Here is a 13,318-nt window from a genome sequence, read left to right as displayed (position 1 = left end):
CGTAGCGTAAGGCACTAGAAGAGGCTTGATAGTTTTATATAGAGCGAAGGGATAAAGATTAATATGGTCAAGTAAATAAGAGTCCATGGGGAATGCCTTGGAGCTATCCGGCGATGAAGGACGCGGTAAGCAGCGAAATGCGTAGGGGAGATGCAATCAATCTATGATCCTGCGATGTCCGAATGGGGTAACCCACTAAGGTGAAGCCTTAGTATCGCACCTTGAATAAAATAGGGGTGTAGAAGCCAGACGTAGGGAAGTGAATCATCTAAGTACCTACAGGAAAAGAAATCAAACGAGATTCCCTTAGTAGCGGCGAGCGAAAGGGGAGGAGTCTAAACCAGATAAGAGTGTAACTTTACGGTGTTTCTTATTTGGGGTTGCAAGAGTACATGCGAGAGGGCGTAAAACCTCTTGGGTGAGTAAGAAAACTTAGTTATAGCCGAACGGTTTGGGAAGGCCGGTCGAAGAGGGTGAAAGCCCCGTAGGCGAAATGATTAAGACTCACTGGTGTATTTCTTAAGTACGGCGAGACACGAGAAACCTTGTCGGAATCTGCGGGGACCACCCTGCAAGACTAAATACGAGATAGCTACCGATAGTGAACGAGTACTGTGAAGGAAGCGGTGAAAAGCACCCCGGGAGGGGAGTGAAAGAGAACCTGAAACCATGGACTTACAAGCGGTCAAAGCCTCTAAAGGGGGTGATGGCGTGCCTTTTGTAGAATGAGCCTGCGAGTTATCATATGAAGCGAGGTTAAGCAATAGAAGTTGCGGAGCCGGAGGGAAACCGAGTCTGAATAGGGCGTCTTGAGTTTCATGTGGTAGACCCGAATCCGAGTGATCTATTTATGGTCAGGCTGAAGCTTGGGTAAGACCAAGTGGAGGGCCGAACACTAGTCCGCTGAAAAGGGCAGTGATGAACTGTGAATAGGGGTGAAAGGCTAATCAAACTCGGAGATAGCTGGTTCTCCTCGAAATGTATTTAGGTACAGCCTCAATTGTTTAGTTAGCGGGGTAAAGCACTGATTAGGCTAGGGCCCGTCACTGGGTACCAAACTTAGTTAAACTAAGAATACGCTAACTCAAAAGATTGGGAGTGAGACTGCGGGCGATAAGGTTCGTGGTCGAAAGGGAAAAAGCCCAGACCGTCGATTAAGGTCCCAAAATTATGCTAAGTGGAGAAGGAAGTGCCACGGCAAAGACAGCTAGGAGGTTGGCTTAGAAGCAGCCATTCCTTAAAAGAGTGCGTAATAGCTCACTAGTCGAGTCGTGGTGCGCCCAAAATGTAACGGGGCTAAGCATAATACCGAAATCACGGATTGCACACATTAGTGTGTGATGGTAGAGGAGCATTCCCTAGGGCGATGAAGGTAACTTGAGAAGGTTGCTGGAGCCATGGGAAGAGAGAATGCAGGCATGAGTAACGAAAAGGAAGGTGAGAGTCCTTCCCGCCGAAAATGTAAGGTTTCCAGGGTAAAGGTTGTCTTCCCTGGGTGAGTCGACCCCTAAGGCGAGGCTGAAAAGCGTAGTCGATGGGAAGCAGGTTAATATTCCTGCACTTCTGATAGTTTCGAAGGAATGACGCAGAAAGAGAATATCCGCCACTTATTGGATTGTGGTCTAAGCATTAAGCTGATTGAAAGAGTACAGGTAAATCCGTACTTTTAGGTAAGATGTGAAGGAGAAGGCTGTAAGAAGCTGGGAGGGATAGGATTTATGCTGCCAAGAAATAATTTCTAAGGTTAGGCTATTGGGAATCGTACCGTAAACCGACACAGGTACATGAGAAGAGTATTCTAAGGCGTACGAGAGAACTAGAGTTAAGGAACTCGGCAAAATACATACGTAACTTCGGGATAAGTATGACCACTGAGAAGTGGTGGCACAAGAGAGGTTCGGGCGACTGTTTACCAAAAACACAGGTCTCTGCTAACTCGCAAGAGGAGGTATAGGGGCTGACGCCTGCCCGGTGCTGGAAGGTTAAGAGGATTGGTTAGCGGGTAACTGCGAAGCTGAGAATTGAAGCCCCAGTAAACGGCGGCCGTAACTATGACGGTCCTAAGGTAGCGAAATTCCTCGTCGGGTAATTTCCGACCCGCACGAATGGCGTAACGATCCGGACACTGTCTCAACTCTAGACTCGGTGAAATTGAAGTATCGGTGAAGATGCCGATTACCCACAGTTAGACGAAAAGACCCCGTGAACCTTTACTGTAACCTGATATTGAGATTTGGGCAATCATGCGTAGGATAGGTGGGAGACTATGAAGCTTGGGCTTTGGCTTGAGTGGAGTCGTTGGTGAAATACCACCCTTGATTGTTTAGATTTCTAACTGGTGCCATAGAACTGGTACTAGGACATTGTCAGGCGGGCAGTTTGGCTGGGGCGGTCGCCTCCTAAAGAGTAACGGAGGCGCGCGAAGGTTACCTTATCTTGGTTGGAAATCAAGAGGAAAGTGCAAAGGCAGAAGGTAGCTTGACTGCAAGACGCAACAGGTCGAGCAGGTACGAAAGTAGGTCTTAGTGATCCGGCGGTCGCGAGTGGAAGCGCCGTCGCTTAACGGATAAAAGGTACTCCGGGGATAACAGGCTGATTTCACCCAAGCGTCCATAGCGACGGTGAAGTTTGGCACCTCGATGTCGGCTCATCGCATCCTGGGGCTGTAGCAGGTCCCAAGGGTATGGCTGTTCGCCATTTAAAGCGGTACGTGAGCTGGGTTCAGAACGTCGCGAGACAGTTCGGTCTCTATCTGCTGTGGGCGTTGGAATTTTGAGGAGATCTGCATTTAGTACGAGAGGACCGATGTGGACTAACCTCTGGCGTACCAGTTGTTCCGCCAGGAGCAATCGCTGGGTAACTATGTTAGGAACGGATAACCGCTGAAAGCATCTAAGTGGGAAGCCGGCTTCAAGATGAGAATTCCCTGAGGTTTTATGCCTCCTAAAGAACCCGTAAAGAACATGCGGTTGATAGGTTGCAGACGTAAGCATAGCAATATGTTCAATCGAGCAATACTAATGAGTCGTGAGGCTTGACCATATTACTCTTTATCTCTTGGTGATAGGAGATAATTTAGAACTATATAAAGAATAGTAATAAATATCCTAGCGATGATGAAAAGAGGGGAAATACCCGTTCCCATCCCGAACACGGAAGTGAAGTCCTCTTTTGCCGATGGTACTGCAGTAATGTGGGAGAGTAGGTTATCGCTAGGTTTTTTTATTTCTCAAGGACAAATAAATCAAGACATACCACGAAGAATAGAAGCCATGAGCTTCTTTTTTTATGTATCTTATTTCTATTGTGCGCTATAAAATTAGACAGAAGATAAATTATGCATAACCTAAGACTAATTTTAATATACATATATAAAAGCATATTCTCTTGTTTATTTTGCTTTTTTACTATAATATAACGAGTAAAAGGTTATAAAGTGAGGAGCTTATTTTGATTGTAAATATTTGGGGCGTGTTGTTAGGCTTGGGGTTGATTGTTTGGCTTATTCTTAAAAAGATTCCGCCGGTGTATGCGATGATGTTTGGATCTTTTTTTGCTGGTGTGATTGGGTTGATGCCCTATGTAGGTCAGAGCAATCTTGATGGCGAGGCGATAACCTTTTTTGATCTGCTTAATGAGGTGGTCGGCTTGATGATCGATGGGGGAAAGTCGGTAACTTCGGTGATTTTACGCATTTTTGGCGCGGGCATCTTGGCTGGCATCTTGATTGGTACGCGTGCGACTGATGTGATTGCTAATAAAATTATTACTATTTTTGGTGAGAAAAAAGCCTTGTTGGCGATTGTTGTAACGACGGCATTATTGACGATGTCTGGCGTTTTTATCGGGGTGGCGATCGTAACACTTGCGCCCATCGCTTTAGCCGTGGCGGCGAGAACAAAACTCTCCCTGCTCTCGGTGAGCATGGCACTGGTTGGTGGCGGCAAGGCGGGTAACGTCATCTCGGTGAGCCCTAATTCCATTGCACTGATGGATCGATTCGGCGTTTCCCTCTCGCAGTTAATGATGGTAGGGCTAATTCCGGCACTATTGGGAATGGGGTTGACGCTCCTCTTCGCCCATCTGCTTAAAAAGCGAGGCAAGATGGTGATATTGGAAGAGAAGAGTGATAACGCAACGCATCATGGTGCGTACCCTTCATTTGGATCGGCAATTAGTGGCCCTATTACGGCGATTATCTTGTTGGTGTTGCGCCCGATTGTTGGTATCTCCATCGATCCGATGATTGCATTACCGATTGGTGGCTTGGTGGGGCTCTTCTTTATGAAAAAAATGGCTAATATTCAACAATATTTAGCCCTTGGCTTAGAGCGCATGAGTGGCATCGCACTATTGCTCTTGTCTACGGGGACATTAGCCGGAATTTTGGGCGCATCGGAGTTGAGTAGCCTGTTGAAAGATGGCTTATCGCATGCCGGACTTCCGCTCTTTCTCTTAGCCCCGATATCGGGAATTTTAATGGCGTTCGCTGCCTCTTCTACGGTGGTGGGCGTAACGCTTGCCGGCGATATCTTTGCGGAAATCTTGCTGGCTGGGGGGGTAGGCGCGCTCTCCAGCGTGGCGATGATCCACACGGGGGCGGTGGTGTTAGACAGCATGCCTCATGGAAGCTTTTTTTACATCACTGCCGATGCGACAAAGCTCACCTTTGCCGAGCGCCTTAAACTTGTGCCTTACGAATTTATGGTGGGGCTAAGCATGGTGATTGTTTCGACGATTCTGTTTGGTGTCATGATGAATATTTAGTATATTTATTACGGAAAGCTGTTGACATGATATATATTTATAGATATAATTTTAATCAGTATTAGGAGGATGGTGAATGGAGAGAAATGAGCGCTTTGAGGCGATGGTGAAGGAGTATGAGGCTGATTCGGTAAATTACAATGTCTTATTAAATTTGCTCTTTTTATTAATGAATGAAGGGAAGAAGGTGAGTTCGAATCCCACGGAATTTGATAAGCAGTATGAACAAAATCGAGAGGCGCTAGAGGCGTGTTATCAACAACATGAAGCAAAACTTAAAGGAACGTTTGCATCGCTAACGAAGTTTTTGGCGCAGTATAACTTGGATCGTTGGTTTTATTACATCAAGAAATACCCACTTTATTTTGTGGCTTATCACCTTTTTCATCAGGAGAATCAAGAAAGCGAAGAGAATTTTTCTGCTATGGCGCATTTTGTGCAACTGGCAGAATTCAACAGCCTCTTTAGTAAAAGAGCATCATGGAAGGCAACGGTTGCGGTGCAAAAATCTTTCGCAATCATGAAGGCGCATCAGGGTGAGGCTTTTCCCATTAATGCGTTATTGGCACTATACGAGCAACAGTTGCCTGAATTTCAAGCTAAGGTTACCGAAAAAAATATACTAAAGGTCTTTAATAAAACCACGCTTAATAAAAAATTTCTCCTCTATTTAATCTATGATGGTGAGTTGGGCTACAAAGGATATACCAAAACGATTCGCTATGAGGATGACCATATTCACTCTTGTGCTGCGTTGAAGAAGGCGGGATTTAAGCCTCACTACTTTGCTAATCGGCAGTTACTTTTGCGTAAAGAGAATCGATCGAAAGGTGGAAAGGCGTTCGGTAAGTGGGTGATGCAGGCGTATAAAACCGAAGCAGATCGAGATGCATACTTAAAGCGCCATCTCATTCCGTCGAACCCAGAGCTATGGAAGATGGAAAATTATCATGAATTTTTAGTGGCACGCAGTAAACTCATTTTAGATAAAATTAAGTTGGTGACTCCTGCTTTGGTAGATTCATAGATATCGGGGGTAGTGGGTAATGTATTAGCGCCGTTGATTACTCCCACCACCCCAAATCCACCGTCCGCCGGTGTGTGCCGTTCCGTCGTGGATGACTTTATCGACCAACTGCATCTTCCCGATGGGCGCATCGTGGTGCCAAACATAGCCGATGGGGATTTTATTATCACGGATCATCTGCTGTTGCTTGCGATTAAACTTGCGTCGCAACCGCGCATCTTTTTCTATCGCCTCTTTAAGTTGCCGATTGAGGTATCGTTTTTGTCTGGCATCGCTGGCAAGCAAGAGGTTGTCAGGAAGGAGATGCGCGAAGGGCGCATCAAACTGCGGAACAATCACCGCAACAGGATCGCCATCTGGCGTACGATGGGTAATGACGCGCCGATACCACACTTCAGTGATGGGGTGGCGTTGATCTAACATATGCCCATTGATCGAGGGCAAGAGCGGAATATCATCCTCTTGTGTGCTAGAGATAGCAGAGTTGCTACTCTGACACGCAATTGCGAAACCAAGGAGGAGTGTTATTAACAGAAAACGGTGCATCTTCATCATTTTATCATAGAGAAAAAAGGGGAAAAAGTCTAGGCTATATGCTCACGAATTCGATCATAAAGGTTGACAAAAAAATAAAAATGCGTTACAATTAATATGAATTTAGAATAAGAAGCCTAACGTCTCATGATTGTTATCTTTAATGCATAAGAGACCTTATCGGAGCGCAATGTTGCGTAGGTTATAAACACCATAGAATTGATTAAGTGTCTATAGAAAATTGTCGTTGCTCCGACTATATTTTATACACATTTAGGAAAATATTAAATTTGTGTGAGGCAAGGAGTGTGTAGGATGGATCTGTTGACTATTTTCAAGGCGGTGTTGTCGAATCAGGCGATATTGAGCGCGGTAACAAGTGCTCTCTTTATTATTTTGTTGGGATTTTTTCTCACCAAACGTGGCACATTTAAGGCGTCGTTGGGCAAAGATTTGAGCACGGTTGTCTTGACCGTGGGTCTACCGGCGTTGAGCTTTAATGCGTTTATGTCGGACATCAACCCCGAGACCTTACGCCAAGGGATGATGATTTTGATCTGGGGGTTTATTTTTCAAGGCGCGCTTATCTTTTTGATGAAATTTTACTACGTTCGCTACAATAAAGACCAACAGCAGGCGCTGACGGTGCTTACGGCGCTGGGCAGTACGACGTTTTTTGCGATTCCGATTATTGGCGCGATTTACGGCGCGCAGGGCGTGCTCTTTGCGTCGATTTTTAACATCTCTTACCGCATCTATCTCTATAGCTGGGGATACATTAGCTTTAGTGGGATGCGCATGAGCCGTGAGAATCTCAAGAATATGTTTATGAATCCAATTATTATTGCTACGCTTTTAGGATTATTTATTTGGATTTTTCAAGGATACTTACCACAAGTTACCCTCGCAGACGGATCACGCGTGGCCTTTGCCCGTATCGACAAGACGGCGGTTTGGCTCTTTAAGCCGATGGGCTTTTTAGCTGGGCTTTCCTCGCCCTTGGCATGGTTATCCATTGGTTGTACCTTGGCACAAATCAGCCTCGCCGAAGCCAGTCGCGACCGTACCTCTTGGGTCTATAGCATCACCAAGATTGTGCTTGTGCCATTGGCCGGCATCGTGGTACTGCTCCTTATCAATATCGCTATTCCAGTGAGCTTTACCACCGTGGCTGTCTCCACCTTGATGATGGCAACGCCTCCTGCAACCGTCGCTGTGGCCTATTCAATTAAGTTTGACCGTGAAGCCTTGCTCGCCTCCAACGCCAGCTTGATTGCCACGGTCTTTGCGGTGATTTGGGTGCCGTTCACCATCTTTCTCCTCGAGGTTATCAACCAGATGGGATTATTTCAGGCATAGTTTTACGAAACATTAGAGATGAGGAGCATAGATATGCAACATACAGAGATAAAAATGATTTGTTACGGGGCAAGAGAGAACGAACAGCCCTTCTTTCATCAACTTAACCGTTATGGATTTCAGCTTACCCTAGTAAAAGAGTTGCTCACTGCCGATAATGTTGAGCTGGTCGCAGGGCATCAGGCCGTCTTGTTGCGAGGCAATTGTCCTGCCAAGGGCGATAACCTCACAAAAATGCAAGCGCTAGGGGTAAAGTATCTGCTGACGCGTACGGTGGGCATCGACCACATCGATATTCCGGCGGCGAAGGCGCTGGGCTTTACCCTCGCGCGCGTACCGGGCTACTCCCCCAATGCCATTGCCGAGTTGGCCGTAACCCTCGCGATGATGCTGGTGCGTAATGTGGCAAGCACGGTATCGGCTACCAGTACGGGAGATTTTCGGGTAAACCCCAGCTACTTTAGCAAAGAGATTCGCCACATGCAGGTGGGCATCTTGGGGCTAGGCAAGATTGGTCTTACCACCGCCTCTATTTTGCGAGGCTTTGGCGTGAGTCAACTTTACGGATGGGATCCCTACCCCAGCGCGCAAGCCCAAAGCCGTGTCGAACTTTTGGCAAACAACGAGGCGGTGCTAGCAAAGGCCGAACTTCTCTTTTTGCACATGCCGTACATCAAAGAGCAGAACCACCATCTGGTGAATGCTGATTTTCTGGCTAAGCTACCCAAGGGCGCGCTCTTGGTGAACGCCGCGCGTGGGGAGATTGTCGACACGCAAGCGGTTGTAGACGCCTTGCAACGTGGGCATTTGTCAGGCTTTGCCACCGACGTGTTAGAAGATGAGGCGACGCTCTTTAATAAAGCATTTAGCCCCGATGCAATTAGCAACCCCGCCTTTCGGGCGCTGGTGGAGCTCTACCCGCGCGCACTGATTACGCCACACGTGGGCAGTAATACCGAGGAGGCTTGCCGTAATATGATAGAGCAGAGCTTTGAGAATTTGCACGAATTCTTAACTACGGGCGAGAGCAAAAATAGCCTCTAGCCCCTTTACACCGGCGATGAGAGCGAACCACTATGAGGGGAGATCCTTGGTTGTGGTTCGCTTTTTCGTGTGGTAAGTGCGCTTATGATGAACATGAGCGATACATGGATGTTACACGCGGTATGCAAGAATGTTACGAGCGCTAGACATGTTTGTAGCATCCCCTAGGCATGTTTTTTCACATTTACTTTTTCATTAAGAAATGGATAATATACTTATCGTACGAAATTTTCATTATAGTTGAGTCCTATATATAATGAAAAGATTGAGGAGCGACACTTTTTAATTTTCTGGGTTTAGTTAGGTGAAAAACTTTCTTTATTTTAAATGCATAGCCATGATTTCTATTTTTAAAATAGATATAAAAATCGTGTTGAGAGATACCGGCTGTAGCAGAAGTTTCTTGCCAGAGATCATCAACATGTTTATAGATAATTTCTTCTACAGTAAAGTATCCGACAATTTTTTTTATTGGTGATGTTACATAAATGTAGACTCGGGCGATTTTCTTTTTTGGAATACTCTTACGATATTCGTAACGTTTTTCTCCTGATAAAATTAAAGATGCATATTGTGGTTTTATCGATAAAACAATGTTAGCTGTTTCTTGACATTCTTTCAAATTACTTTCTCCATGTTTCATCAAGCTAATTTTGAATATAATGAGTCGTTGGAAGTTCGGCTTGCTCTAAAATCCACATTGCATGCTGTTTACTTATGGGATAACAACGAATTGGCTCTTTATTAATAATATTGTTTTCTAATAAATTTTGTCTGGTAGGTTTTTTAGGGAAATTGGTAATATAAAGGAGTTTGATGATTATTAGCGTATTTTTCTTCCAAAACCCATGAATATCACTATCTGAAAATACCGAGCGACCTTTACAGTATTCAAGTAACGCTTCTACATCCTTAAAATCATATTTATACTTAACCTCCTCCACGATGCATAAAGATGTTACGACAGAGCAATAGCGGGCAGACTTATTGTCTTCTGATGTACGATAAATGATTGCTGCATCACCTGTTTTTAACTCGTATGGATAAAACGCTATATAAATTTTAGTGATACTATTGCTGGAGGTTAAGTCTAGATGTTTATGATTTTTTTCTGTTTTTAACTTTGATTGAGGAAACAATGACGTATGCCATTGAGGATAAATTGCAAGTAAAAAGAATCGGTTTGCTTGGATAAGGGGATAATTGAAGTAATGAGACTGGCTATTATCGTACTGTAAATTTTTAATGAGTACGGTTTCCCCATTTTTTTCGCCGTAGGTTGTAAAGCCAAACAGCTGAAGACGCTTGGTTAAGCCTTCTTGTTTATTAGCATAGACAGTTACATATATCTTGTCATAATTGTTCTTTATTGCTTGAGAGAACATAATAAAAATAAATTGTTCGGCAAATTTTGTACCATGTCCATTGACTTTAAACGTGCCTATTTTTAAGAGTTTTCCTGAAAAGTTGATAGGTGGTTCAACATCACCAACAGGCATTTCTTCGCGCTTTAAATACATGAAGCCTTCAATTCTTTTTTCTTGATTATAGGTTACAAAAGCTTTTTCTTGAGGGGCTTTACTTTTCTTGGTAAACCATTGTTCAAAGTCTAGATAGTCTTTTCGTAAGGAGTCAAAAAAAGGATCATTTAAGTCAATTTCACTAAATGGTATGAAATATATTTTTGGTTCAATCATAGTTTTCTCCTGTTAATTAATGGGTTTTTCGTTATCATCTGCGGGGTGAAAGAGCGTATCGGTGTAGAGCTTGTATTGGCTCAAGAGGAATGTGATGCGATCCATGTTCGAGAGCGAGGCATCAAAAGGCTCTTTGCGATAACAACGCTCCACGGCCTTGTCTAGCTCTCTATGTACCTTTACTAAATCTTGATAAAGATAAAATTTACTCTTATCGTATAAATTAGCCAGCGTAGCTCCTTGGCTAAGATACTTGTTGCGCACCTCTAGCATCTGCTGGGCAAGACCTGCCACCTTAGCTTGCTGGGCAGGCGTGGGCTTGCTGGGAAAGGGAAACGTGTTGTATACCAATCCCACACTATAGCGGTAATCACTTTTCATACGTCCACCCACGCTAGCAAGCCACACTTGGTGCATACGAGAGGAGAGTACGCCAAAGAGGTAAGGTGTAACATTTTCTAAAGAGAATGCAGAGTTTGTCATGATAGTATTTTTATCCAGATAGCCCATAGGTGAGTATACACGATGTTCAGAGCTAACACTAGGAATAATAATATACTTTGCACTTGGTTGGCGTATTTCGCCAAAGAGGTGAGCGGTATCGGCTAATTTACGGGTTGCTTCTCTTTTACTGTTTAATCGATATTCTCGCACGGCGTTTACTCGCGCCATAACGTGGGGCATCTTGGCTAGCTCTAAAGGGTTGGCATCTAGTAGCCACAGGCAGTAGCGTTCTTTACTATTGAGGAATTCATCAGAACCCATCACTCTTCTAAAGAATGGTTCGGCTTTAGGCTCGAGTGTTAAAAATGCTTGCTTCTCTTCCGCGCTAAAGAGTAGATGTCCGCCATCGTTAGGCATGCTTCCAAAGGCCATTTTCGGCGATGTTGGGTCGAGCGGTGTTTTTAGCTCTTGCACTATAATCATTTCGTCATCAAAGACCAAATAGGGATTAATCGCTAACGCAGACTTCCGCTCGGAGACTTGTTCTACTCTTTCGCCTTCTTTATTCGTGATTATATCATAATCCCAAAGACGCTTTTTTTCTATCGGAAAACGTGCAAAGCCGATAACCACACAATGGATTTGTGCCTTATCTTTAGCCTCGTTAAACCATTTAAACGTGCGGTGTGCAAAGTGAATGTGTAGATTTTCCTCTCTCATCAATCGATGCCACAATGGAAAGACTTGCGCTCCTTGCGTAATGCTATTGGTGCTAACCAATGCACCTTTAATTTTGTCGTTCAATTGCATCATCTCTACACTTTTCTGATACCAGCAGGCGACATAATCTAATTGACTTGCGCCCTTAACCTCACGGAAGAGCCTCTTCATTTCTGTGCGCTGTTCTTTGGTCTGCTTGCGCGCTCCATAAAAAGGCGGATTACCCACAATATAGTTTAACTTTTTGGCATTAATAAGTTCATTCCAATCGCAGGTTAAGGCATTCTTATTCCAGATGGTGGCGCTTGCGGTAAGTGGTAGTCGGGTATAGTTAAAGCCAAAGGTTGATACCACTTGCATGTTCATTTGGTGGTCGGTTAGCCATAGCGCGAGTTGGGCTATCTTGCTAGGCAGTGCCTCAATCTCTATGCCATAAAATTGATGCACATTCACCTTAATTTGCGCGTGCATGGCTTCTTGTATCATGTGGCGTTCGCGTTTATCTTTATGCAAGTGCTTTAGTGCCTTCAGCTCTAGTTCCCGTAGCTCACGATAGGCCACTACTAAAAAGTTACCACTACCACAAGCGGGGTCTAGTACGGTTATGCTTGCTAGCTTCTCGATAAACTGGGTTAGGTCAGCTAGATTCTCCTTACAGAGCTCATACTCTTGTTCTAAATCATCTAAAAAGAGCGGATTAATTGCTTTTAAAATATTGGTCTCGCTGGTGTAGTGTTCGCCTCGTATTTGGCGGGTTTTGGGGTCGGTAATGGTTTGAAAGAGCGTGCCAAAGATAGCCGGACTAATATCTGCCCAGTTAAAATTAGCCACCTCTAGGAGACGTTCTCGGATCGTTGCATTGCTGTATAGGCGATAGCTAGTGTCAGCAAAAAGGTCGCCATTGACATAAGGAAAACTTTTTAAATCATCTGGTAAGCGGGCATCTCGCTCTTCCTTGGGCGTATTGAGAACCTCAAAGATCTCTCTAATATGATTATGTAAATCTCGCCCGTCTGGGTTACTATGTTTTTCTAGGTAATGTTGAAAAGGGCGTGCTGATTTACTATCCGTAAATAAAGAGGTATGGTCGGCAAAAAAGCAGTAGAGCAGTTGCACCATGAAAAAGTTAAGCTCTAGCGATGGCTGATTATCCCCATCCTCAATAGCCGTGTAGAGTTTCGCGAGTAATTCTGCCGCCTGTAGCGAGATTTCCTCCTCTTGATAGGTGATAAATTCGCTATAGCCGGCAATAAACATAAAGGCTTGATAATAATGCTTGGCAAAGTCAGCTAAGCTAAATTCTGTGATCTCTCCGCTGGCACGCTCTAGTAACTTAAATTGATGAAAATTGCACAATACTACAAACTTTGGCTTCTCCGCCTCAGGCAACACCTCCACATAGCCTACGGCCTGTTGCATTACCGTATCATCTAGGGTAACATGTGGCGCTTTTTGCTCCACTAATAACTGTCCTGGCCAAAAGACATCAATACGCCCACTGGATCCCGTCATTTTTTTGATGCTAGCCTCAAAGCTCGCCAATTTAAGCCGATGTCTGCCATACACCATAAAGAGATCATTCCAGAAGGTTTGCGCTTCGGCAATCTCTTTTCCTTCATAATCTTGCCAATCGTAGACAAAACTTCGCGCCCGATCGGCAATTTCATCAATAGATAGATACATGAATACCTCGTTTTTCTTTAGTGTCAACAGTATAGCACATATC

Annotated in this window: 8 protein-coding genes and 2 rRNA genes; 6 read left to right on the top strand and 4 right to left on the bottom strand. The window is 44.5% G+C overall.

From position 1 onward, the window contains the following. Positions 1-65 precede the first annotated feature (65 nt). From PVA46_RS05015 to PVA46_RS05000, 4 genes are all read left to right on the top strand, one after another. A 23S ribosomal RNA gene (locus PVA46_RS05015) occupies positions 66-3,042 on the top strand. A 64-nt stretch (positions 3,043-3,106) separates the two neighbouring features. Further along, positions 3,107-3,218, top strand: a 5S ribosomal RNA gene (rrf, locus tag PVA46_RS05010). Between the two features lie 232 nt (positions 3,219-3,450). After that, complete coding sequence (locus tag PVA46_RS05005; RefSeq protein WP_212603852.1) at positions 3,451-4,767, top strand: GntP family permease; 1,317 nt, start codon at positions 3,451-3,453, stop codon at positions 4,765-4,767. 76 nt (positions 4,768-4,843) lie between these two features. Beyond that, complete coding sequence (locus PVA46_RS05000; RefSeq protein WP_167695662.1) at positions 4,844-5,794, top strand: hypothetical protein; 951 nt, start codon at positions 4,844-4,846, stop codon at positions 5,792-5,794. A 24-nt stretch (positions 5,795-5,818) separates the two neighbouring features. Here the strand turns inward: PVA46_RS05000 and PVA46_RS04995 are convergent, their stop codons facing one another. Beyond that, positions 5,819-6,346, bottom strand: coding sequence for an HNH endonuclease (locus PVA46_RS04995; protein WP_274360269.1), 528 nt, complete (start codon positions 6,344-6,346; stop codon positions 5,819-5,821). 297 nt (positions 6,347-6,643) lie between these two features. On the opposite strand from PVA46_RS04995, the gene PVA46_RS04990 reads away from it, so the two are divergent. Together PVA46_RS04990 and PVA46_RS04985 are read left to right on the top strand one after the other, a co-directional pair. Then, positions 6,644-7,687 carry an AEC family transporter gene (locus PVA46_RS04990; RefSeq protein ID WP_167695660.1) on the top strand — a complete coding sequence of 348 codons (1,044 nt, stop codon included), beginning with the start codon at positions 6,644-6,646 and terminating at the stop codon, positions 7,685-7,687. A gap of 33 nt (positions 7,688-7,720) precedes the next feature. Further along, positions 7,721-8,731 carry an NAD(P)-dependent oxidoreductase gene (locus tag PVA46_RS04985; RefSeq protein ID WP_167695659.1) on the top strand — a complete coding sequence of 337 codons (1,011 nt, stop codon included), beginning with the start codon at positions 7,721-7,723 and terminating at the stop codon, positions 8,729-8,731. A gap of 247 nt (positions 8,732-8,978) precedes the next feature. On the opposite strand, the gene PVA46_RS04980 is transcribed toward PVA46_RS04985, so the two are convergent. Genes PVA46_RS04980 through PVA46_RS04970 form a run of 3 tightly spaced genes read right to left on the bottom strand, consistent with a single transcriptional unit; the run spans position 8,979 to position 13,275 of the window. Then, positions 8,979-9,374, bottom strand: coding sequence for an ASCH domain-containing protein (locus PVA46_RS04980; protein ID WP_274360268.1), 396 nt, complete (start codon positions 9,372-9,374; stop codon positions 8,979-8,981). A gap of 4 nt (positions 9,375-9,378) precedes the next feature. Continuing rightward, on the bottom strand, positions 9,379-10,428 hold the full coding sequence (locus PVA46_RS04975; protein ID WP_167695657.1) for a hypothetical protein: 1,050 nt from the start codon (positions 10,426-10,428) through the stop codon (positions 9,379-9,381). A 12-nt stretch (positions 10,429-10,440) separates the two neighbouring features. Continuing rightward, positions 10,441-13,275 (bottom strand): class I SAM-dependent DNA methyltransferase, encoded by a 2,835-nt coding sequence (locus tag PVA46_RS04970; protein WP_167695656.1) that lies wholly within the window; start codon positions 13,273-13,275, stop codon positions 10,441-10,443. Positions 13,276-13,318 lie beyond the last annotated feature (43 nt).

The sequence above is a fragment of the Entomospira culicis genome (assembly GCF_028748145.1).
GTDB classification, from domain to species: domain Bacteria; phylum Spirochaetota; class Spirochaetia; order WRBN01; family WRBN01; genus Entomospira; species Entomospira culicis.
This window is presented reverse-complemented; position numbering and strand designations above follow the sequence as displayed.

Excerpts from the sequence above, each read along its gene's own strand:
- PVA46_RS04975 (WP_167695657.1), bottom strand. The coding sequence starts at position 10,428 with ATGATTGAACCAAAAATATATTTCATACCATTTAGTGAAATTGACTTA.
- PVA46_RS04985 (WP_167695659.1), top strand. The coding sequence starts at position 7,721 with ATGCAACATACAGAGATAAAAATGATTTGTTACGGGGCAAGAGAGAAC.
- PVA46_RS04970 (WP_167695656.1), bottom strand. The coding sequence starts at position 13,275 with ATGTATCTATCTATTGATGAAATTGCCGATCGGGCGCGAAGTTTTGTC.
- PVA46_RS04990 (WP_167695660.1), top strand. The coding sequence starts at position 6,644 with ATGGATCTGTTGACTATTTTCAAGGCGGTGTTGTCGAATCAGGCGATA.
- PVA46_RS04995 (WP_274360269.1), bottom strand. The coding sequence starts at position 6,346 with ATGAAGATGCACCGTTTTCTGTTAATAACACTCCTCCTTGGTTTCGCA.
- PVA46_RS04980 (WP_274360268.1), bottom strand. The coding sequence starts at position 9,374 with ATGAAACATGGAGAAAGTAATTTGAAAGAATGTCAAGAAACAGCTAAC.
- PVA46_RS05000 (WP_167695662.1), top strand. The coding sequence starts at position 4,844 with ATGGAGAGAAATGAGCGCTTTGAGGCGATGGTGAAGGAGTATGAGGCT.